General features: G+C 42.6%; 18 protein-coding genes and 1 pseudogene. 18 read left to right on the forward strand and 1 reads right to left on the reverse strand.

The features are described from left to right. Nucleotides 1–620: 620 nt before the first annotated feature. From mgtA to FE394_RS13860, 14 genes and pseudogenes are all read left to right on the forward strand, one after another. A pseudogene (gene mgtA, locus FE394_RS13795) lies at nucleotides 621–2,502 on the forward strand (magnesium-translocating P-type ATPase); the annotation flags it as partial. A 1,563-nt stretch (nucleotides 2,503–4,065) separates the two neighbouring features. Beyond that, nucleotides 4,066–4,416, forward strand: coding sequence for a flagellar transcriptional regulator FlhD (flhD, locus tag FE394_RS13800; protein WP_319926944.1), 351 nt, complete (start codon nucleotides 4,066–4,068; stop codon nucleotides 4,414–4,416). 2 nt (nucleotides 4,417–4,418) lie between these two features. Then, nucleotides 4,419–5,000, forward strand: a complete 582-nt coding sequence (flhC, locus tag FE394_RS13805) for a flagellar transcriptional regulator FlhC (RefSeq protein ID WP_319926945.1) — start codon at nucleotides 4,419–4,421, stop codon at nucleotides 4,998–5,000. 134 nt (nucleotides 5,001–5,134) lie between these two features. Continuing rightward, a complete protein-coding gene (gene motA / locus FE394_RS13810) occupies nucleotides 5,135–6,016 on the forward strand; it encodes a flagellar motor stator protein MotA (RefSeq protein ID WP_319926946.1) in 882 nt (293 codons plus the stop codon). 2 nt (nucleotides 6,017–6,018) lie between these two features. Then, entirely contained in the window at nucleotides 6,019–7,035 is a 1,017-nt protein-coding gene (motB, locus tag FE394_RS13815; protein ID WP_319926947.1) for a flagellar motor protein MotB, read from the forward strand. Nucleotides 7,036–7,101: 66 nt separating this feature from the next. Further along, the gene (cheA, locus tag FE394_RS13820) at nucleotides 7,102–9,294 is read left to right on the forward strand and encodes a chemotaxis protein CheA (protein WP_419836345.1); all 2,193 of its coding nucleotides are present in this window, start codon (nucleotides 7,102–7,104) and stop codon (nucleotides 9,292–9,294) included. A gap of 32 nt (nucleotides 9,295–9,326) precedes the next feature. Continuing rightward, nucleotides 9,327–9,824 carry a chemotaxis protein CheW gene (gene cheW / locus FE394_RS13825; protein WP_319926949.1) on the forward strand — a complete coding sequence of 166 codons (498 nt, stop codon included), beginning with the start codon at nucleotides 9,327–9,329 and terminating at the stop codon, nucleotides 9,822–9,824. 150 nt (nucleotides 9,825–9,974) lie between these two features. Beyond that, nucleotides 9,975–11,678, forward strand: coding sequence for a methyl-accepting chemotaxis protein (locus tag FE394_RS13830; protein WP_319926950.1), 1,704 nt, complete (start codon nucleotides 9,975–9,977; stop codon nucleotides 11,676–11,678). A 57-nt stretch (nucleotides 11,679–11,735) separates the two neighbouring features. Beyond that, nucleotides 11,736–13,367: a methyl-accepting chemotaxis protein gene (locus FE394_RS13835; protein WP_319926951.1), complete on the forward strand. Its 1,632-nt coding sequence runs from the start codon at nucleotides 11,736–11,738 to the stop codon at nucleotides 13,365–13,367. A gap of 6 nt (nucleotides 13,368–13,373) precedes the next feature. Next, nucleotides 13,374–14,261: a protein-glutamate O-methyltransferase CheR gene (gene cheR, locus FE394_RS13840; protein ID WP_319926952.1), complete on the forward strand. Its 888-nt coding sequence runs from the start codon at nucleotides 13,374–13,376 to the stop codon at nucleotides 14,259–14,261. Next, nucleotides 14,254–15,306: a protein-glutamate methylesterase/protein-glutamine glutaminase gene (locus FE394_RS13845; RefSeq protein ID WP_319926953.1), complete on the forward strand. Its 1,053-nt coding sequence runs from the start codon at nucleotides 14,254–14,256 to the stop codon at nucleotides 15,304–15,306. The genes cheR and FE394_RS13845 overlap by 8 nt, the downstream gene beginning before the upstream one ends. A 98-nt stretch (nucleotides 15,307–15,404) precedes the next feature. Beyond that, nucleotides 15,405–15,794: a chemotaxis response regulator CheY gene (cheY, locus tag FE394_RS13850; protein WP_074019627.1), complete on the forward strand. Its 390-nt coding sequence runs from the start codon at nucleotides 15,405–15,407 to the stop codon at nucleotides 15,792–15,794. A gap of 9 nt (nucleotides 15,795–15,803) precedes the next feature. Then, on the forward strand, nucleotides 15,804–16,460 hold the full coding sequence (cheZ, locus tag FE394_RS13855; protein WP_319926954.1) for a protein phosphatase CheZ: 657 nt from the start codon (nucleotides 15,804–15,806) through the stop codon (nucleotides 16,458–16,460). A 240-nt stretch (nucleotides 16,461–16,700) separates the two neighbouring features. Continuing rightward, nucleotides 16,701–17,543: an alpha/beta fold hydrolase gene (locus FE394_RS13860; protein ID WP_319926955.1), complete on the forward strand. Its 843-nt coding sequence runs from the start codon at nucleotides 16,701–16,703 to the stop codon at nucleotides 17,541–17,543. Between the two features lie 13 nt (nucleotides 17,544–17,556). Here the strand turns inward: FE394_RS13860 and FE394_RS13865 are convergent, their stop codons facing one another. Further along, nucleotides 17,557–18,135, reverse strand: coding sequence for a recombinase family protein (locus FE394_RS13865; protein ID WP_319926956.1), 579 nt, complete (start codon nucleotides 18,133–18,135; stop codon nucleotides 17,557–17,559). Between the two features lie 315 nt (nucleotides 18,136–18,450). Here FE394_RS13865 and FE394_RS13870 point away from each other — a divergent pair, with 315 nt between their 5' ends. From FE394_RS13870 to flhA, 4 genes are all read left to right on the forward strand, one after another. Beyond that, nucleotides 18,451–19,827: an alanine/glycine:cation symporter family protein gene (locus tag FE394_RS13870; RefSeq protein WP_319926957.1), complete on the forward strand. Its 1,377-nt coding sequence runs from the start codon at nucleotides 18,451–18,453 to the stop codon at nucleotides 19,825–19,827. Nucleotides 19,828–20,215: 388 nt separating this feature from the next. After that, nucleotides 20,216–20,404, forward strand: coding sequence for a FimD/PapC C-terminal domain-containing protein (locus FE394_RS13875; protein ID WP_319927001.1), 189 nt, complete (start codon nucleotides 20,216–20,218; stop codon nucleotides 20,402–20,404). 95 nt (nucleotides 20,405–20,499) lie between these two features. Then, nucleotides 20,500–21,651, forward strand: coding sequence for a flagellar biosynthesis protein FlhB (gene flhB / locus FE394_RS13880; protein WP_319926958.1), 1,152 nt, complete (start codon nucleotides 20,500–20,502; stop codon nucleotides 21,649–21,651). After that, complete coding sequence (flhA, locus tag FE394_RS13885; RefSeq protein ID WP_319926959.1) at nucleotides 21,644–23,746, forward strand: flagellar biosynthesis protein FlhA; 2,103 nt, start codon at nucleotides 21,644–21,646, stop codon at nucleotides 23,744–23,746. The genes flhB and flhA overlap by 8 nt, the downstream gene beginning before the upstream one ends. Nucleotides 23,747–23,822: the final 76 nt, after the last annotated feature.

The following is a 23,822-nucleotide window of genomic DNA, read 5'->3' on the forward strand; positions in this document are numbered from 1 at the left end:
TGCGGGTGGTTCTGATTTTTCTGCATTATGAATATTATGCGATGAGTACGATATGTAAGTACGATACGATGATACCGTCCTATAATTTTGATCGCATGGATTTCAGTCTCAAAGCCTCTAGTCTCACTATTTATATCTCCCCGAAGAAAAATTATTTGATACTGAAAGTCTGCTGAGTTGGATTTTTAATAATCTATCAACTAAAAATATATCGGGGTATACATGATATGGTCATATACTCATTCCTTATTCCCTCCGAACATATATAAATAACCAAGTCGAATTAAAATTCGCCATCACTATATTCTATGTACGACGAAGAGATTATCTTTTTACTCCATCAATGTACATGATCTCCTATACCCTAACTTGAAAAACGATGGAGATATCCATTTAATATTATGGAGAATGGCATGTTGCTGACATCTATCACTGTGAATTTGCTATTTGTATTGTGCTTTGGGCTTTGATTGGCGTCGAACATCAATGGAGTCAATGTATGGCTGGATCGAGAACTAATGCTTTGCTATCAACTGGTGCCAGTTTTCTTGGTATCGGCGTGATTATACGTCAGGGAGTAAGTGTTCGTGGTTTAAATACAACCGCAACATGATGGTGCTCTGCGGGAGTTGGCGACTATGCTAAGACGTTCTTCCCAAAATACCAAGCCATAGAAAAAAGAAACTCCAATCAGATATCGGGTTCCTGATGATATTGTTCACTTATCTGCTGGAGATATGATCCCCGCCGATTTGTATTTAATAGAGTCCAGAAATCTATTTATTGGTCAGACAATTTTAACAGGAGAGGTAAACTTACTTTGGTTCGTTAGCAAAATCCATCGTGGGAACGCGTACTCAAATAACGTTTGATCGTGGAGTGAATAGTGTTAGCTGTTTACTGTTTATTGCTCCGTTTTATACTGGTCATGATACCGATGATTGCCAGCTTTGATCTGGCTAAAGGTGTCATTGTAATGTCGAAGAAAAAAGTAATATCGAAGAAAAAAGCTGCTTAGTTTTCACCAAAGTGGCGCCAGGAACTTAATGGATCAAGCGATTGTTAGGCATGGCAGAGAAAATTCAGATATCGGTTTACTCCGCAGCTACAGGAAAATTGATGAGTTACCCTTTGATTTTGTTAGACCCATAGTCTCAATTTCCGTACAGAATTCGTATAAAAAACATAAAATAATCAGCAAGGACGCTGCTGAAAAAATGTTATCAATTTGCTCCTATAATAAGGATAAAGGAGAAAAACATGCCTCTCACTGAAGAAAGCCGCAACAATGTAATGGATCTGGTTAGCAGCTATAACGAACAAGGTTTCAAGGTGTTAATCTTAGCTACACGGGACTTAAACGCTAATGAAGTAAAACATCCTCTTTCTGTTGCTGATGAAAAAGAGAGGGTATTACAGGGTTATTAACATTTCTAGAGTCACCAAAAGAAAGTGCTGCAATGACAATTGTGGCATTAAGGGAAAATGGTATTTTAGTTAAGGTGTTTACCGGAGATAATCCTGTCATTACCGCTAAAATTTGCTGTGATGTGGATTTAGATTCTGGAAATATTCTTATTGACCCTGATATCGAACTAATGAGCGATGAAGACCTTTCAAAAGAAGTGGAATTAAGGTCAGTCTTTTATAAGTTAACCCCCGCGGCAAAAATCACATATTTTAAAATCATTGCAAATAACGGTCATACAATCGGTTTTCTGGGTGATTGAATAAATGATGCTCCGGTATTACGGGATGCAGATGTCGGAATTTCAGTTGATATCGGGACTGATATTGCAAAAGAGTCAGCAGATATCATTCTGTTTAAGCTGTTTAAGAAAAATCTGATGGTATTAGTAAAAGGAGTAATAAAGGGAAGGAAAACATTTGGGAATATCATCAAGTATTTAAATATTACGGCTAGTTCAAATTTTGGAAACGTATTTTTTACCAGTGCATTTATTCCATTTTTACTGAAGTTAGCCATTCATTTGCTTGTATAAAACCTAATATACGATATTTCACAACTGTCTTTTCCATGGAATAAAATAGATAAAGAGTTTCTGAAAAAGCCACGTAAGTGTGATGCAAGGAACATTAGGTGCTTTATGTTCTTGATCGGCTCCACATCATCGATCCTCGATATTACGGCATACGTAGTGATGTGGTATGTATTTGCAGCGAACAGTGTGGAATATCAAGGGTTATTTAAATCGGATGATTTGTGGAAGGACTATTGTCTCAGATACGGGTTATTTATATGCTGCCCACCCAAAAGATCCCTTTTGTACAAAGTACGGTGGAGTTACCTTTTTTATTAACAACACTAATAATAATGATACTAGGGATCTACATCCCATATTCACCTTTTGATACCCTTATAGGGTTACATCCGCTACCGTGGAAATATTTTCCATGGTTAATTGGGACATTAATAAACTACTGCATCGTTGCCCAAATGATGAAGCAATTTTACATTTATCGCTTGGTAGATGGTTGTAAATAATTCTCATTAATAAATATATTATCCTGTGTGGAACAATGGATTATTCCACACATAAAACATGCCATTATTACGTTCCTAATAGCAAATTTTATGTAGATATTTAGAATAGGTCTTGATGTTATTCTTTGAATGTGAATCTCCTATCACAATATAAATTAACTTAAGGAAGTAATAGAGTTGTATTTACCTGTTATTTTTTTTATTTGAAACGCTAGTTTAAATGACCTATTGTTATTTATATTTAAACTTAAATAGGATGAATTTCTTTTTTATATTCATTCGCCCTATCTATATTCATTTGTTTCTATTTTAAATGCCTATTCCTCTTTTAATTTGATTTTATGTAATAATAATTTATTACTAAATTTGCATTTAGTAATGATTTTATCTCTATGTTTTTTGTTATTTAAGCGAATTAATTTTTTAGTCAACAGGCTGTTTTCTTTTGAATTAGCCTTCTGGCTTGCTCGTTCTGTTGTAACACGAAAAAACATTTATTATTCTTAACATTTTTGATGTCGTCATCGAGTAAATTGATTAAATTTAGTTATGATTTGTGGGTATAGGGCTGGCAATAAGAGGAAATAATCCTCATTGGGGATTTCATTGAGTTTGTGTTGTGACAAGGCAATGCAGATGCTAATTTTGATTAGATAAATTTATTAATTGTTGTGATTGTAAGGCGTTTTTATTGCCCTTAAGGAGCAAATATTTCGTTGTATTAGCAAAGAATTGCTGCTTGTGTTTACTGGATTTCAAGGATAGAGATGTTTTTTATTTCAATATCATACTGTATTTTATCTTATTTTTGTGATCTGTGTGAGATTTGTCCCCAAAGTGGGGGGAGTTCCCCTCTTTCGTCTGCTTGAAAAAAATACGATCATAAATTAAAAATGATCAGACTGGTAGCTTTTTAATAACTAGTGTTCACATATAATTAATAAATTTGGCATAACTATGATCTAAATCAAGTTATAGTGGAAGATGAGTACCTACCTACATTATCAAGAGGCAAATTTTATTAAAATATTGACAATTTTGCTAAGGGAGAGATTTTTTGTCGTTATTTTGGATTTATAAGTTTAATAGATCGCATAAAACAAAAAACAGTCACTTATATTTTTATTTAAATAATTTAACTTATTAATTGTAGACTATTTTTTGTTTCCTATTGCTTGAATAGTTAATGAGCTAGAATCATAATAAAAAGAGTCGGTTTTGTGATATGGATCACATAGTATTTAAAATGACATATATTCTCCGTTGTATAAGTTGATGATTCAGGAGTAAAGTTAATTAGCATTAAGAATATTCTTAATCAATTGTGGCAAGTGCATTACCCAGATGACGCAATAATACTTTTACAACCCACTACCGAAATATTTTAGAAATTGGGCGATCCCAAGAGTAATACAAAGGACAGTTACTGCTCTGGCTAAAGATGTATATTTCAGTTATGTCGGAGATTATTGAATCTCATGCTACTGGTAATTTTGTCGTGAGTGATTCTTTGATCACTTAATTTATTTTTTTCATGTAATCGGACGGGATATATAGAAATGAGTACGGTTGAATTGCTCAAACATATTTATGACATAAATTTATCGTATTTGCTTTTAGCACAACGGCTAATTAACCATGAGAAAGCATCTGCGATGTTCCGTTTAGGTATTAGTGAATCAATGGCTGATACGCTGGCCGAGCTAACATTGCCTCAGTTAATAAAATTGGCGGAAACGAACCAATTGATTTGCCATTTCCGGCTTGAAGACCACGAAACTGTAAAGCAGCTAACGAAGGAATCGCGGGTGGATGATTTGCAACAGATTCATACAGGTATCTTACTGTCTACCCATCTGTTTCAGCAGTTATCCGCACAGGTTGACACTTCAATCAAGAAAAGAGCGTAAAGATGGTTGAAAAAAGTATTGTTCAGGAAGCGAAAGATATTCATCTGGCAATGGAACTCATCACTCTGGGCGCGCGATTGCAGATGCTTGAAAGTGAAACGCAACTAAGTAGGGGGCGGTTGATCCGGCTGTATAAAGAATTGCGGGGAAGCCCTCCGCCTAAAGGGATGCTCCCCTTTTCGACGGATTGGTTTATGACTTGGGAACAAAATATTCATTCGTCAATGTTCTACAATGCTTACCGTTTTCTGTTAAAAAGTGGACATTGTGAAGGTGTAGAGGTTGTTGTAAAAGCCTATCGATTGTACCTTGAGCAATGTCCTCCAGATAGTAACGAAGGCCCCGTATTAGCATTGACTAGGGCTTGGACACTGGTTCGTTTTGTTAATAGTGGTATGTTACAACCAACAGAATGCCGCTGTTGTGGTGGAACTTTCATCACACATGCTCACCAACCAGTAAATAGCTTTGTTTGCAGTCTTTGCCAGCCCCCTTCACGGGCAGTAAAAAAACGTAAACTTTCCCCGCAACCTGCCGATACTAATTCACAACTGCTGGATGGATTTGCTCAGCAAGCTATGTGAATTAAAATGGGAAAGTAAAATTCAGATTACAGGTTAGAATATAAAACCTGTAATCTGTCACCACATCCTTCTTCATTTTTCAATTCGCCCTGTTCAAATCCCATCTGCTCACCAACTTAGCTAAAGGATATCGCGTGTTAGTACTTTTAGGATATATCGTGGTTTTTGGTGCGGTAATTGGTGGCTATCTGCTTGTCGGTGGTCACATGGGCGCACTTTATCAGCCAGCAGAATTTTTGATTATTGCAGGTGCGGGAATTGGCGCTTTTATTGTGGGCAATAATGGCAAGGCGATAAAGGCAACACTGCGCGTTTTACCAAAAGTATTACGCAGATCAAAATACAATAAAGTGATGTACATGGATCTCATGGCATTGCAATTCCGACTGCTATCCAAATCCCGCCAGAATGGACTTCTGGCTTTGGAGCGGGATATTGAAAATCCACACCAAAGCGATATTTTCACACAGTATCCGCGGTTGTTGAAAGATCAGCATTTGATGGACTTCATCACTGATTATATGCGATTGATCATCAGCGGTAACATGAATCCTCATGAAATCGAAGCTTTGATGGATGAGGAAATTGAGACTTACGAACAAGAGAGTGAAGTGCCAGCAACCAGTTTGGCGATGGTAGGCGATTCACTGCCTGCATTCGGAATTGTTGCTGCCGTTATGGGAGTGGTTCACGCATTGGGATCAGCGGATCGTCCGGCAGGTGAGCTGGGTGTTTTGATCGCACATGCAATGGTGGGAACATTCCTTGGGATCTTATTGGCTTATGGTTTTGTTTCTCCTCTGGCGACGTTACTTCGTCAACGCAGTAGCGAGCAAGTCAAAATGATGCAGTGTATTAAAGTGACGCTGCTTTCCAGTCTGAATGGTTATGCACCACAAATTGCAGTTGAATTCGGTCGTAAAACATTATTCCTTACAGATCGCCCTTCATTTACAGAACTTGAAGAGCATGTTCGTCGGGTTAAAGCCCCTGTACAACAAGAAGCTGAAGAATAGTTATGAGAGCGAATAATGTTACTGTCGTCAGAATAAAGAAACGCCGTAAAAAACATGATTCGAATCATCATGGTGGATCATGGAAGATTGCGTATGCAGATTTTATGACTGCAATGATGGCATTCTTTTTGGTTATGTGGCTGATCTCGATCGCCAGTCCACAGGAATTGACCAGCATTGCAGAATATTTCCGAACTCCTTTGCAAGTAGCGATTAATAAAGGGGATCAAAGCAGTGATAGCACTAATCCGATCCCCGGAGGAGGGGATGATGTTTTCCAACAGGATGGGGAAGTTTTCCGCCAATCCAAGCTTGTTGAAGCCAGTGAAGAAACACGTCGCCTGAATCGATTACGCCAGCAACTCGATCAATTGATTATCAGCGATCCTCGTCTTAAAGAACTGCGTCCTCATTTATTGATAGATATGATGGATGAAGGACTGCGCATTCAGATCATCGATCGGGAAAACCGTCCGATGTTCATGATTGGCAGCGCAAAGGTTGAAAATCATATGAGCGATATTTTGCAGGCAATTGCGCCGATCTTGAATGATATCCCAAACAAAGTCAGCCTTTCTGGTCATACCGATAATTTACAGTATGCCAATGGACAACGAGGTTACAGTAACTGGGAACTTTCTTCCGATCGTGCCAATGCTTCAAGGCGTGAACTGCTGCTTGGCGGTCTGGATGAAATCAAAATTCTGCGGGTTGTAGGTATGGCATCTACTGTAAGTATGCAGAAAGGTATCGATCCAAATGCGCCGATGAATCGTCGTATTAGCATCATTGTATTGAATAAAGATGCGGAAAAACGGATTGAGCAGGAAAACAGCGGCGGTAGTGCCATGACAGCAAACAATAGTATGGATATGCAAGAAGTCATCAGAATGGATTCGAATGAGGGAACGCCTGTTCAGCAACCCACCGATCAATCCCATGTGGTTATAAAACATGAAATCACAGAATCGGAGCAACCATCGGTTGAACCGCTAAGTGATATTAAGATGACAGAGTAAGTAACGATGGATATTACCGCTTTTTATCAGACGTTCTTTGATGAAGCAGATGAATTATTGGACGATATGGAGCAGCATTTATTGCTGCTTAATGCAGATGAACCTGAGCATGAACAACTAAACGCAATATTTCGCAGTGCCCATTCCATTAAGGGAGGCGCAGCGACTTTTGGTTTTACTAAGCTACAACAAACTACGCATGTTTTGGAGAATCTGCTCGACAGTGCCAGACGTGACGAAATACGCCTGACCATTGACATTATCAACCTGTTTTTAGAAGCGAAAGATATTATGCAGCAACAATTGGATGCCTATAAAAGTTCTCAGGAGCCGGATGAAGATACATTCAATTATATCTGTGAAACATTGCGTCAGCTTGCACTAGAACTACAGGAAGAGAGGCAGGCTGAGCAGATTTTCGCCACAACAACCACAACTCAGACTGAACTTGTTAAAGAAGAAATTGTAAATACAGTTGAGGAGAAACAGGCGACAGCAGCAGATCAACCGGAAGAAAAGCAGCCAGAAGAAAAGCAGTCTCCCACAACCAAATCCGAGCATGGGAATATTCGTGTTCATTTGTCTGGTTTGAAAGAGCGCGAAGTTGCTTTGATGAAGGATGAATTAAGTCATCTTGGTGATATTTGTGATGTGGAACAAACTTCAGACAGTCTTGAAGCATCATTGATCACGTCTGCGACAGAAGATGATATCACGGCTGTATTATGTTTTGTGATTGAGCCTGAACAGATAACATTTTTGCCAACAAGAGAATCGCAGACAGAAAATGAGGTAGCAGAAGCTGTCATAGAAAATGCGTCTTCTATAGAAGAAACACTAGTAGTAGATACAGCAGCAGAAACTATCGCAGGACATATAGCAGAAAATAGTGCAGCGGAATACGCAGTAGAAAAAAATACAGCAGAAGCTACCGCAGCGACAAACACCGTAATTGCAAATAAACCACAATCCATTGATTCACCGAAGAAAACAGATGTGCGCGAAGTAGGGCGTCCTGCACCACGTCCGGCAGCGGGATCACCACGTCAACGAGCAGAATCCTCCAGTATTCGTGTTGCAGTTGAAAAGGTTGATCAACTCATCAATTTGGTCGGTGAACTGGTTATTACCCAATCTATGCTGACACAGCACTGTAATGGTCTGGAACCGACAAAACACAGCGAATTGCTGAGTTGTATGGCTCAATTGCAGCGAAATTCTCGTGATTTACAAGAATCCGTCATGTCAATCCGCATGATGCCGATGGAATATGTTTTCAGTCGTTATCCACGCTTAGTCCGTGACTTGGCTGGTAAACTCAATAAAAAAGTCGAGCTGACATTGATCGGCAGTTCAACAGAACTGGATAAAAGCTTGATTGAGCGCATTATCGACCCTCTTACGCACTTGGTGCGCAACAGCCTTGATCACGGAATTGAAAGCCCGGAAAAACGTCTCGCAACCGGAAAATCAGAAACCGGTAACTTGACCTTGTCGGCTGAACATCAGGGTGGAAACATCTGTATTGAAGTCATTGATGATGGAGCCGGTCTGAATCGCGAGAAGATCTTGGCCAAAGCACAATCTCAGGGACTGAACGTCAATGAAAATATGAGTAATGAAGAAGTGGCAATGCTCATATTTGCTCCTGGATTCTCTACTGCGGAAGTGGTAACGGATGTTTCTGGTCGTGGTGTTGGCATGGATGTTGTTAAACGCAATATTCAGGATATGGGCGGTCAAATTCAGATTAACTTCCAGGAAGGGAAGGGAACAGTCATTCGTATTCTGCTTCCGCTGACATTGGCGATACTCGATGGCATGTCTGTCAGAGTTAAAGACGAAGTTTTCATTCTTCCACTAAGCGCCGTGGTCAGCTCATTACAGCCACAGGATGAAGATATTTATCCGTTGGCGGGAGATGAAAAGTTATTGCAGGTACGTGGTGAATATCTACCGTTACTTGAGCTGTACCGCATATTCGATATCCCGAATGGAGAAACAGATCCAACCAAAGGCATTGCCGTCATTGTGCAAAGTGCCGGGCGTCGCTATGCACTGCTGATAGATAAATTGGTGGGGCAGCATCAGGTTGTTGTTAAAAATATTGAGAGCAATTACCGCAAAGTGCTGGGCATTTCGGCGGCCACCATCATGGGAGATGGAAGTGTTGCACTCATCATTGATATTCCTGCTTTGCAAAAACTCAACCATGAACAATTGGCTGATCGCAAAGCGGAACTGGTGAATAACAAATAGATATATACCCAATCACAGTAAAAGGTAACATCATGTCAGCCATAGAAGAATTCAATAAATTATCGGGGGAAACGGCCGGAAAGGAATATCTGGTTTTTACCTTGGGCGACGAAGAATATGGAATTGAAATACTGAAAGTGCAGGAAATTCGCGGGTATGATCAAGTGACCCGCATTGCTAACACACCTGCTTTTATAAAAGGTATCACCAACCTGCGCGGAGTGATTGTTCCCATTATTGATTTGAGGATCAAATTTTCGCAGGAAGATGTGACATATAATGACAATACTGTTGTTATTGTTTTAAATCTGCTTAACCGTGTCGTGGGAATTGTAGTTGATGGAGTCTCAGACGTACTTTCTCTTAAAGACTCTCAAATCTGCCCTGCACCAGAATTTGCGGTCACCTTATCTACAGAATACCTGACAGGTCTCGGTTCGATTGACGAACGTATGTTGATTCTGGTCGATATCGAAAAACTCCTTAACAGTGAAGAAATGGCATTGGTAGATTCAGTCGCCAAGAGCTGATATTTCGGGGGCGGTTGTTCTTTAGAACAGCCGCTTTATTGTTCTGGATCAAAAAAACACTGTAAAAAATCAATTTTTAGAATTACACGTAAAGTTCCCTTTAAGCCTGCCGATAACACTGGCATAGCAATTTATTACAAAAGGGAAGTCATGTTTAACCGAATGAAAATAGTGACGGGGCTTATCTCGGTCATCATATTATTTGGTGCTCTGCAATTTATCTCCGGGGCTTTATCCTTCAATAGTTTGAAGAATGATACAGAAGCTTTTAATCGGATAGATGAAATGCGAGGGCAACAAAGATTACTGGATGAAAGCTGGATTAATCTGCTTCAAGCCCGTAATAACCTGAATCGCATTGGTATCGTCATAATAATGAAACAGCAGAATTTAGACAGCGAATATTCTATTGACGATATCTGGGCAGAGGCCAAGGTTAATATTGCTCTTGCGGAACGCCGTTTTGAGCAATTTGAACATCGGCCGAAACTATCGATATATGATCCAGAGCGTCTTCAGAAGCTAAAACAAACTCAGCATGACTACCTTAATGCTTTGAAAGAACTTGATATTTTGTTGTCAAAGAAAGATTTCAAAGCTTTCTTTGATCAACCAACTACTAGCATCCAGAATGCTTTTAATGCGGAATATGTATTCTACCTGAATCAGAATGACAAACTGTATAGTGAAGTATCGCACGCAGCAGATGATGCTTACCGCAACGTCATTATCAGCCTGATCACGGTATTTGTCATGCTGATTGGTGTGATGACAATCAGTTGGATTGGTCTGCGTAAGGCCTTGATTGATCCATTGCACAAGCTGTTGGATAACATCAAAGCTTTCTCAAAAGGTGACCTGACCCAGACCGTCACCGTATCGGGTCAGAATGAAATGGGCATGTTAGCTGTTGGCTTGAAGCACATGCAGGAAGAACTGATCAGTACAGTCAGAAGTGTCCACCAAAGTACAGAAACCATTTATACCGGCACCAGCGAAATTGCTGCGGGTAACAACGATCTCTCTTCCCGAACTGAACAACAAGTGGCCTCGTTGGAAGAAACGGCTGCCAGCATGGAACAGTTGACTGCGACAGTGAAACAGAATGCTGATAATGCTCGCCAGGCCAGCAATCTGGCTGACAACGCCTCTGATATCGCCCGTCAGGGAGGTAAAGTGGTGGCCAATGTCGTTCAGACCATGCATGACATTGCAGACAGTTCCCGCAAAATCTCTGATATCACGGGTGTGATTGATGCGATTGCTTTCCAGACCAACATTCTTGCTCTTAATGCTGCTGTAGAAGCTGCCCGTGCTGGCGAGCATGGACGTGGTTTTGCTGTTGTTGCTGGTGAAGTACGTAATCTGGCGCAGCGCAGCGCAGAAGCGGCAAAAGAGATTAAAACGCTGATCGAAGACTCGGTAAATCGCACTGATACCGGTTCCATGCAGGTTGAAAGCGCGGGCGAAACCATGAATAAAATTGTGGATTCCGTGACTCGCGTGACTGACATCATGGGAGAAATCGCGTCGGCTTCTGATGAGCAAAGCAGAGGAATTAGCCAAGTTGGAGTGGCTATCTCTGAAATGGATAGAGTCACCCAACAAAACGCGTCATTGGTTGAACAGTCTGCCGCCGCCGCTGCGGCATTGGAAGAGCAGGCCAAAATATTGACCCAAGCTGTCGCGTTGTTTCAGTTACCGGAGCAGGCAGAAAGGATACAGCCTGAAAGAAGAAAACATGAAGTTTTATTGACGAAAAAATCGTCAACCTCTCCAGCTAAGAAAACGAATTCTCCCGTACTGAAGAAGAACAGTGATGTGGAAGACCCATCTAATTGGGAAACATTCTAAAAAAATAATAGCGATAACCACGGCTGCATTAATGCAGCCGTTAAACGAGGTGATTACATGTTAAGCAGGCTTCGCATATCAACCAGTTTGTATCTATTACTAATGATGTTTTGTGTTATGCAAATTATTTCGAGTGGTTTGTCTCTGGGAATAATTCATACAGACCAGTCATATATCGAAAGAATTGATTTGGGAACTCAACGGAGAGATACCCTTGGATTGAGTTGGGCAGCATTATTGCAAACGCGTAACACTCTGAATAAAATCGCAATTGCTCAGAAAGTAGGGCAACCGCAAGTTCAAATAGATGCGATGGAAGCGTTGCTCAAAAGCGCACTCAATGAAGCAGAAAGAAATTTTGCCAAATTCTCTTCATTACCCCAAGCTGGACAGAATAAAAAAAGAGATGCCTTATTAGCTGAGATTGGAAGTGCTTATCAAGAATATTTCAATTCACTGAAAGAGTTGAAAGTTTTTCTCTATGGTGGTGATTTTCAGGCTTTTCTTGATCAGCCAACAGAGGATCACCAGCGCAGGATGGAAGTCGCATATAACAATTATATGCAGTATCTCAATAATAACATCGCCAATACGATTGAAGATGCAGAGCTTTATTACAAAATCGCCATTGCCATGTTTTTCGGTTCTATTTTGATGGTATTTGTTGTCGCTATGGCAGCTCATTGGTGGCTGAAACGTAATCTACTCAGACCATTCGACAATTTGAGATCTTGCTTTCAAGACGTGGCAGAAGGCCGTTTGGATAAAGAAGTCGCTGTTACGACTAATGATGAAATTGGCGATATTTTCAGAAAACTGCGTGAAATGCAGAAATCATTAATCAAATCCATTTCTTCTGTGCGTGAAAATACTAATCAGATGCATACCGGTATTCAGGAAATCACACAGGGTAATACTGATTTATCATCACGTACAGAACAGCAGGCGGCATCGCTGGAAGAAACGGCTGCCAGCATGGAAGAATTAACCGTTACGGTCAAACAAAATGCAGAAAACGCGCGTCAGGCCAGTGAACTGGCGGTATCTGCCTCCCAGACTGCTTCGAAAGGTGGACAATTGACCACGGATGTTGTGGCAACCATGGATGAAATTGCCAATAGTTCGAAGAAGATCAGTGCAATTATCAGCGTTATTGATGGTATTGCTTTCCAAACCAATATTCTGGCGCTGAATGCAGCCGTTGAAGCCGCCCGTGCGGGTGAGCAGGGGCGTGGATTTTCCGTAGTAGCGGGTGAAGTACGCGATTTGGCACAACGGAGTGCTGAGGCCGCAAAAGAGATCAAAACCTTAATTGATGAATCAGTTCATCGTGTTAACCAAGGCTCAGAACTCGTGAACAATGCGGGGCAGACAATGGATGAATTGGTCAAATCTGTTAACAGAGTGACAGATCTGATGGCTGAAATCGCGGCGGCTTCTGATGAACAAAGTCGTGGCATTCATCAGGTCGCCCAAGCGGTCAGCCAGATGGATCAAGTCACCCAGCAAAATGCGGCATTAGTGGAACAATCTGCCGCTGCTGCGTCAGCTCTTGAAGATAAGGCTGACACACTGGTGAAAACCGTTGCTAAATTTGAACTGCCCAGAGATTTGGGAAATGAGTATGGCCATCAAGAGTCTTCTGCATCAAAAATGACCAATGAGTATGTTGTAAGCCAAATACACTGAGGTCAGATGAAATCCAATTTAATAGCTTCAGTTACTGATGCTACTGCACCGCTGAACTTTATGTTTCAGCGGCATGCTTTGTCGGATGCGCAATTTGAGCGCATCTGCCAGTTTATCTATCAACGGGCTGGCATTGTACTGGCAAAAAATAAACGTGAGATGGTGTACAACCGCTTAGTCAGGCGGCTTCGTGTATTGGGGCTCAATGATTTTGGTCAATACCTGTCGATTTTGGAACAAGACATTCAGAGTACTGAGTGGGAATTGTTTATCAATGCATTGACCACCAATCTCACGGCATTTTTCAGGGAAACCCATCATTTTCCCATTCTGGCGGCACATGCCAACAGGAGAAATGGGGGAACATACCGCGTTTGGAGCGCAGCCGCTTCAACGGGGGAGGAGCCGTATTCTATTGCAATGACTTTGTGTGATGCATTAGGACATCGATCAAACCGGATAAAAATCATTGGCAGCGATATTGATACCAGTGTGCTGGGAAAAGCCCGACAGGGAGTTTATCGACTTGAAGAATTACAGTCTCTGAGTGAGAGCCAGAAGAAAAAATATTTTTTCAAAGGCGTTGGTCTCTTTGAGGGATATGCTCGTGTTCGCCCTTTACTGGCCGAAATGGTGAGTTTTCGGCATCTGAATCTATTGGATTCTGATTGGGCGCTAGAGGGTAAGTTTGATGCGATATTCTGTCGTAATGTCATGATTTATTTTGATAAAAATACGCAGGAAAGGATATTGCGCCGTTTTGTCACTTTCTTAAAACCAGATGGTTTGCTCTTTGCAGGGCATTCCGAAAACGTTACTCAAATCAGCCGAGAGTTCTACTTGCAAGGACAGACCGTTTACGGTGTAGGTCGGGCAAGGAGGGGTCATGAATAAAATAACTGTTCTTTGTGTAGATGATTCGGCGCTGATGCGCCAAATCATGCGAGAAATTATTAACAGCCACCCTGATATGGAAGTGGTGGATTGTGCTCCAGATCCATTTGTTGCCCGCGATTTAATAAAAAAACACAACCCGCAGGTATTAACGTTGGATGTTGAGATGCCGCGCATGGATGGCATTGATTTTCTGGAAAAGTTAATGCGGTTACGTCCCATGCCTGTCGTGATGGTTTCTTCTCTGACAGCAAAAGGTTCGGAAATTACACTTAAGGCACTAGAACTGGGTGCTGTGGATTTTGTAACCAAACCACAGTTGGGTATCCGTGAAGGCATGTTGGCCTACAGCGAGTTGATTGCTGAGAAAATCCGTGCTGCGGCACAGGCAAAAATCAGTACCAGAGAACCAGCTCCTGTAAATGTAGCGCCGTTGAGTTTCAAACCACTATTATCCAGTGAAAAACTGATCGCAGTTGGTGCATCGACAGGCGGAACAGAGGCAATAAAAAACCTGTTACAGCCTCTGCCGGTCACCAGCCCGGCCTTGTTGATCACCCAGCATATGCCTCCTGGTTTTACACGCTCATTTGCAGAAAGACTCAATAAACTGAGTCAGATCACTGTCAAAGAAGCTGAGGATGGCGAGCGAGTCCTGCCGGGACACGCCTATATTGCACCGGGGGATCGCCATATGGAGCTTTGTCGCAGTGGCGCCAATTACCAAATCATGATAACCAATACTTTGCCGGTTAATCGCCATCGTCCCTCCGTTGATGTTTTATTTCGTTCCGTTGCCCAATGTGCGGGGCGCAATGCCGTGGGAGTTATCTTAACGGGGATGGGAAGTGATGGTGCTGCGGGTTTGCGGGAAATGAAGCAGGCAGGAGCCTATACATTAGCGCAGAGTGAGGCGAGTTGTGTGGTATTTGGCATGCCACGTGCCGCAATCCAGCTGGGCGCAGTGGATGATGTCATGGACATTCAAAAAATCAGTAAAGCTATGCTGGCCAAACTCAGCGTAGGACAATCAATTCGTATTTAGTAACTATTCGTATTTAGTAACTATTCATATTGAGTAACTATTCATATTGAGTAACTATTAGTATTTAGTAACTGTAAGTTAAATTCCAAGGAGTTTTTATGGCAAGTAAGGATCTGAGATTTCTGGTAGTTGATGACTTTTCAACTATGCGTCGAATTGTGCGTAATCTACTGAAAGAGTTGGGTTTCAATAATGTGGATGAAGCGCAGGATGGGGCAGAGGCATTGACTAAACTTCGTACTGCTGAATTTGATTTCGTCATTTCTGACTGGAATATGCCAAACATTGATGGTCTCGAATTGCTGAAAACGATTCGTAGTGAAGAAAAACTGGCAGCCTTACCTGTCTTGATGGTGACCGCAGAAGCGAAAAAAGAAAACATTATTGCAGCAGCACAGGCCGGAGCCAGCGGTTATGTCGTGAAACCGTTTACTGCGGCCATTTTGGAAGAGAAACTCAATAAAATTTTTGAAAAATTGGGGCTCTAAGGAGACAAAATGAGTGAAAATCCAATCATGCCGAGAAATGACGCGATCCCTACCAGTGAAATAATCAGTCGTATCGGGCAGTTAACGAGAATGCTGCGCGATAGTCTGCGTGAATTGGGATTGGATCAAACTATCGCTCAGGCGGCTGAGGCGATCCCAGATGCAAGGGAACGATTGAATTACGTTGTCCAAATGACGACACAAGCGGCTGAAAGGGTACTGAGTTGCGTTGAGTTGGCTCAACCTCGTCAGAACGAGTTGGAGGAATCAGCCAAATCCTTGACCCTACGTTGGGATGAGTGGTTTGCAGACCCGAAAAATCTGGATCTGACAGATGCCCGTTCACTGGTAACGGACACGAGAAACTACCTGAATCTCGTGCCTGACTATACCTCATTTACCAATGCTCAACTGCTTGAAATCATGATGGCACAAGACTTTCAGGATCTCACTGGTCAGGTGATCAAACGGATGATGGAAGTCATTCAGGAACTGGAAAAACAGTTGGTCATGGTATTGATGGAAAACATGCCCTCTGATCAGATAGCTAAAGCGAAAAAAGAGAACGACAATCTTCTTAATGGACCTCAAGTCAACCAACATGGTACAGGCGTTATTGCCAACCAAGAACAAGTTGATGATTTATTGGATAGTTTAGGTTTTTGATAACGAGTAAGAACACTTTTAAAAACAGTATATTAATGAAAATATCTTAACGGTCAGAACACCTGCGTTGTGATCGCGTTTGGGTGAGCCTGATGGCTGGCCCAAACATCCATCCCAATATTTCTTCAAAATTTCTCCATCACTCTTCGATATTTTAATTAAGAAGATTAGATCACAGTGTTAACCCACTGAACTCGTGTATAAACATACACCAATCCAGATCATGCAGAGGAAAACGTTGTGAAGTCGATCGATAAAATCATTAAGTTGAATAATTCATTTGTTTCTTATCGTAAAGAATTTGGAGAAGATCAGGAAAATAACAAAAAACCAATCGTACTTCTGCATGGCACAAATAGCAGCGGCAATAGTAGCTTTGGGGAAATAAAAAAAGCATTTAACGGTGATCGAACAGTGATCATTCCTGACTATGCAGGATGTGGAAATTCTGCATTACCCTCAGAAACATTGACTATTGAGCACCTCGCTGAGCAAATCGCCGCTGTGATAGAGGATAGTTTGGTAGAGAATAGCTTGATAGAAAATAGCAGCACTGCTTCCGTTGATTTGGTCGGTGTGTCTCTGGGCGCTGTCGTTGCTGCTGTAGTAGCAGCAAAGTATCCGAATATAATCAATAAATTGATATTGACCGCCCCGTGGGCGACAAATGATGATCCTCGCCATCAATTAGTATTCAATACATGGTTGCATCTGGAGTGTAATGATAAAGCATCAGCAATGGCTTTTGGCCTATCCCATGCTCTCAGTCCAGAATTTCTCTCATCACTGGGACATGACACTATACAGCAAATATGTGCCCGGCCAGCAGAAAAAGAGATAGGCAAACGCATTGCTTTGGGATTAATCCTAAACATAAAAGATTATTTGTCTCAAATAGATAAAGATACGCTGGTTATTGGATTAAGTAGAGATACGTTGATTCCGCCTTATCGGGTACGTGAAGTTTATAAAAATATTAAAAACAGCACGTACAAAGAAATAGATAGTGGTCATGCTGTTCAAATTGAAAAGCCAACAGAATGGGTTGAATTAGTAAAAGATTTTACGCGTCCGACATCGTAGCTTTATAACCGTATTAATCGTGGAATGGTAAATCAGCCACTGTCCCTGCCGGTAAATATTTATAAATCGTAGACAACGACACATTGTAAATAATCGATAACTGTTTCCGGCTATGTCCGTTATTCAGCAGTCTGGCAGCTTGTTGTCTATCTTCCTCGGTAAATCTCACTGGCCGCCCACCAATACGCCCTTGTTCCCGCGCTGCGGCCAGACCTGCATTGGTTCTTTCCACAATCAGTTCTCTTTCCATCTCTGCCAGCGCACTCATGACATGAAAGAAAAACCGTCCCATTGCCGTACTGGTATCAATACTGTCGGTCATACTTTGAAAATGAATGCTACGCTCGTGTAATTCTGAAATCAGCGTAACCAGATTCTTCACACTACGTCCCAGCCGATCCAATTTCCAGACCACCAGTGTATCGCCCGATTTGAGGTGTTTTAAAGCGCGTTTCAATCCCGGACGATTAGCCGTTTTTCCACTGATTTTATCTTCAAAAATCAATTCACAGCTGATTCCGGTCAACGCATTTCTTTGTAAATCACTATTTTGGTCATTTGTTGACACTCTGATATAACCGACTCTTGCCACTGATAGCCCTTTAATTACTTTGGAAACTATTTATAAACTAAATAATACTCATTTATTCGATATAAAAAACCTTTAATTTGTAAAAAGTAATGATAAAGATTTAGTGAATATGATTTATATCAAAATAAGTGATGTAAAAGGAATGGTGATCAATAAGATCGATAAAAAATTGTCGGCGTGAGTGACCCAACTCACAGTATCAATTTTTTCTGGCTAGTAATGCTCAATTAGTCCTCGCTTATTTTCTCAAAATGCTCTTTATTTAATTGAAATGATTTTGTTACTAACTTGTTACGTTAACTGCTGAGGGTGTATATGGAACTGATTACACAATGGTTAGGTACAATAAACGGAGTAGTATGGGGAGTCCCCATGCTAATCGGTCTTTTGGGCATTGGCATCTTCATGCAGATTCGTCTGTCCTTTTTACCGATCCGGAAATTGGGCACTGGATTCAAATTACTCTTCCAAAAGAATGAACAACGAGGTGAAGGCCAGATTTCACCTTTTAATGCATTAATGACCGCACTGTCAGCGACAATCGGAACAGGAAATATTGCAGGTGTCGCGACAGCCATTGTGATGGGTGGGCCGGGGGCATTGTTCTGGATGTGGATGACTGCATTGGTGGGCATGGCTACTAAATATTCAGAAGCAGTGCTGGCGGTGCGTTTCCGTGAAACCGACAAAAATGGTAATTACGTTGGCGGCCCGATGTATTACATCAAAAATGGACTGGGCAAAAAATGGATTTGGCTGGGAACCCTTTTTGCTTTCTTCGGTAGTATTGCAGGCTTTGGCATTGGCAATACTGTACAAGCCAACTCAGTCGCTGAAGTATTGGAAAGTAACTTTGGCATTGAAAAAGTGATAACAGCTGGAATTCTGGTTATTTTGGTCGGTGCTGTGTTGATTGGCGGTATTAAACGTATTTCTGATGTTGCAGGTAAATTAGTACCTGTGATGACTGTAGGCTACTTTGGTGCGGGTGTCGTTGTTCTGGCACTCAATGTCACTGCCATTCCTGATGCGTTTGTTTTAATCATCAAATCTGCTTTCACGCCTGTAGCGGCACAGGGAGGATTTGCTGGTGCAGCCGTCTGGGCGGCGATCCGTTTTGGTATTGCACGTGGCGTATTCTCTAACGAAGCGGGTATGGGAAGCGCACCTATTGCCCATGCGACAGCAAAAACACAAAACCCGATCCGTCAGGGTTTGATTGCTATGTTAGGCACCTTTATTGATACAATCATTGTCTGTTCTGTCACGGGCTTAACTATTGTCATTACCGGTGTCTGGCTGACAGGCCAGACAGGGGCGACATTGACCGCAGCTTCGTTCTCATCCGTAATCCCGGGTGGTAACTATATCGTTGCTATTGCCTTGGCTATTTTCGCCTTCACAACCATTTTGGGCTGGAGTTTCTACGGTGAGAAATGTATTCAGTATCTACTGGGACCAAAAGCCATAGTGCCTTTCCGTATCGCCTGGATTATCGCATTGCCGATTGGTGCCACTCAATCACTGACTTTTGTCTGGTTACTGGCGGATACCCTCAACGCAATGATGGCAATCCCTAACTTGATAGCGATAGCGTTGCTTAGTCCGATTGTTTATCGATTGACGAAAGACCATATTAGTGATGTTAACGCGGATAGTATTGATATTAAACCGGTGGTGAAGATAGACTAAGATTTATATTAGTTGAGTGAGAAAATGAAAAAAGAGATGGCTTGAAATGTCATCTCTTTTTTTTTGCGCTTTCAGTAGATTGAAAGATGAAAACCGTATAACTTACTGAATTTACTCTTTAATTTGTGCGACATTAGATAATGGCGCAGCGTCAGGGAGAAATTAAGTCACTGTTACGTTAGGGTTCAACTGAAACTTTTTTTTCAGAAGTAAATGAAGATAATGACTTGCAGGTAAATTTAGAATCACCTCATTGATTCGCAGGGTTATGCGATAGTGCCTAACCTGAATCCGTATCAGATGAATGACATCATCATCGATCCCAAAGGAGCCAGTGATGGTGTGGATTTAAGGACCACACGGCAGAAAGGGGCGACTGGTAGGTCATATCGGTCAGGCAGGGCAATGGTTTGCCCGTGTTCAGACGTCAACAGGAGAGCTGAAAGTGCAATGGGGCAGCCGCAATCAAATGCAGTGTCGGGTGAAATACCAATCCCACTGCCGGAGCTACCCAACCTCCGGCACTCTTATAATTACCCAAATACCCTCGCAAATTTCGCAGTGTTCCCGCCATTGAATTTCTGGGCTTTTGTCATGCTTAGCACAATTTTATTTGTTCTTTCCAAAGGCAAATTTTCTGCATGCAATAATTAATGCTCACCAAGGAAAGTCGTGGCTGAAGATAGTGATCTCGAAAAAACCGAAGAACCCACGCCCCATAAACGGGAAAAAGCCCGTAAAGACGGGCAGATTGCGCGCTCCAAGGAACTCACCTCAATCCTGATGCTAGCGGGAGGGGTAAGTTTGCTCTGGATGAGTGGACAGTCGATTACCCATGAACTTTCGCTGATGGTATTTGAAGGATTCAATTTCGACCACAACATGGTCAGTAACGATAAACAGATGCTGCAACAGGTCGGCCGATTGCTGAAACAGGCTGTCTGGGCATTGTTGCCGGTTTTTGTCGGATTAGTATTGATTGCACTGAGCGCCCCGGCCTTGATGGGTGGACTGATATTCAGCTCAAAATCCATCAAATTTGATTTGACCAAGCTGAATCCAATTTCTGGCCTGAAAAAAATCTTTTCCATGAATGCGCTGGCGGAACTTTTCAAAGCCATCTTGAAAGCATCATTGGTGGGAGGTGGCGCAGCCCTGTTTATCTGGCTGAATTGGCCTGCCATGCTCAACCTGACTGCTCAACCACTTCTGATAGCGTTGAGTGATGCGATGATGATGCTGATTTTTGCCTGCTATATCGTCTTATTTATGTTGATACCGATGGTGGCTTTCGACGTGCTTTATCAAATCCGCAGCCACCTGAAAAAATTGAGAATGACCCGTCAGGAAATCAAGGACGAATTTAAGGAGCAAGAAGGGGACCCACATGTAAAGGCAAGAATACGTCAACAACAGCGGGCGGCGGCGCGTAAGCGCATGATGGCAGATGTGCCGAAGGCGGATGTTATTGTCACCAACCCGACCCATTATGCTGTTGCCTTGCAATATGACAGTAAAAAAATGAGTGCCCCCAGAGTATTGGCAAAAGGGGCGGGACTCATCGCCTTGCGCATCAAAGAAATTGGTGCGGAAAACCGTATTCCGTTACTGGAAGCTCCACCTTTGGCAAGAGCGTTGTTTCGCCATGCTGAAGTGGGAGGTTTTATTCCTGCGGCGCTCTATGCTGCCGTTGCAGAAGTGCTAGCCTGGGTTTACCAATTGAAACGTTGGAAACAGGAAGGTGGCCTGAAACCGAAAAAACCTGAAAATCTGCCAGTGCCGCCAGCACTGGATTTTGCTGGAGAAAATAATCGTCATGGCTAATCTGGCCTCATTACTACGTTTAACGGTGAGTCGTTTACCGGGAAACATGAAGGGTTCCGAATGGCAAATGCTTGCGGGACCTGTTTTGATCCTCATGATCTTGTCAATGATGGTACTGCCGTTGCCACCATTTCTGCTTGATCTGCTATTTACATTCAACATCGCGCTTTCCATCATGGTCTTGCTGGTGGCAATGTTCACCCGTCGGACGCTGGATTTTGCTGCATTTCCGACAATTCTGCTGTTTTCCACCTTACTGAGACTATCACTGAACGTTGCATCTACACGAATTATCCTGATGGAAGGTCATACTGGTTCGGCGGCGGCGGGTCAGGTCGTGGAAGCGTTTGGTCACTTCCTTGTCGGTGGTAATTTTGCGATTGGTATCGTCGTTTTCGTTATCCTGATCCTGATTAACTTTATGGTGATTACCAAAGGTGCGGGGCGTATCGCTGAAGTGGGTGCGCGCTTTGTGCTGGATGGAATGCCGGGCAAACAGATGGCAATCGATGCTGATCTGAACGCCGGATTGATCGGCGAAGATGAAGCTAAAAAACGTCGTGCTGAAGTGACACAGGAAGCTGATTTCTACGGTTCAATGGATGGTGCGAGTAAATTCGTGCGCGGTGATGCCATTGCCGGATTGATGATATTGGTGATTAATATCATCGGTGGTTTGATTGTCGGTGTTGCACAACATGGTCTGACGTTGGGAGATGCGGCCGAAGTCTACACCCTGCTGACGATCGGTGATGGATTGGTTGCTCAGTTACCAGCGCTGATCATCTCCACGGCGGCGGGTGTTATCGTAACCCGTGTCGCGACGGATGAAGATGTGGGTCAGCAAATGGTGACCCAGCTTTTCAATAATCCTAAAGTGCTTATGTTGAGTGCTGGCGTACTTGGGCTGCTCGGCTTGGTGCCGGGAATGCCTAACTTCGTCTTTTTACTGTTTACCGCCGCTTTGGCGGGTATTGGTTATTTCCTGCTGCGTAAAGATAAAAACCCATTGATGGCTCAACATGAAGAGATGAAAGCGGTAGAAGAACAACAACAAACCGCAGAAGCTTCATGGTCTGATGTGCAATTGGAAGATCCGCTGGGAATGGAAGTTGGCTATCGTTTAATCCCGATGGTAGATTTTCGTCAGAATGGTGAATTGCTTGGTCGTATTAGTGGAATACGCAAAAAATTCGCGCAAGAATTGGGATATCTGCCGCCGGTTGTGCATATTCGTGACAACCTTGAACTGGCACCAGCCAGTTATCGCATTATGATGAAAGGTGTGGAAATTGGTCGTGGTGAAGCACATCCGGGACGCTGGCTGGCGATCAACCCGGGTGGGGCTGTGGGTGAGCTGCAAGGTGACTTGACAACCGATCCGGCCTTTGGTCTGGCTGCGGTCTGGATTGATGACAGCCTGAGAGAACAAGCGCAAGTACAGGGTTATACCGTCGTCGCAGCCAGCACCGTTGTTGCAACTCACCTTAACCACTTACTGTCCCAACATTCCAGTGAACTGTTCGGGAGACAAGAAGCACAGCAATTATTTGAGCGGGTCAGTCAGGAAATGCCGAAACTGACGGAAGATTTCATTCCTGATGTCGTTAGCTTGACGACTTTGCATAAAGTCCTGCAAAACTTGCTGGCAGAGCAAGTACCAATCCGCGATATGCGTTCCATCATTGAAACATTGGCAGAGCATGCACCAGTGCAAAAAGATCCGTATGAATTAACAGCCATGATCCGAATCGCACTTGGCAGGGCAATTGCCCAACAATGGTTCCCGGGAGCGGATGAGATCAACGTTATTGGTTTGGATGCGGGCTTGGAAAGATTGCTGCTTCAGGCATTGCAAAATGGCGGAGGACTGGAACCGGGTCTGGCGGAAAGCCTCGAACGTCAGGCAGCAGAAGCATTGGAGCGTCAGGAAATGTTGGGAGCGCCACCAGTGCTGTTGGTTAACCATGCCCTGCGTCCGTTATTGTCTCGTTTCCTGCGTCGTGTATTGCCTCGTTTGGTTGTGTTGTCCAACCTTGAAATCACTGACAATCGCCAAATCAGAATGACGGCGACTATTGGTGGAGCGAGGTAAAATAATGTATATAAGATGATCGCCGAAGCGATCATCTTATTATCTTACGGTAAATTAATCCTCGGAACCTTGCCAA

Source organism: Xenorhabdus littoralis, from assembly GCF_033949345.1.
Taxonomy (GTDB): Bacteria; Pseudomonadota; Gammaproteobacteria; order Enterobacterales; family Enterobacteriaceae; genus Xenorhabdus; species Xenorhabdus littoralis.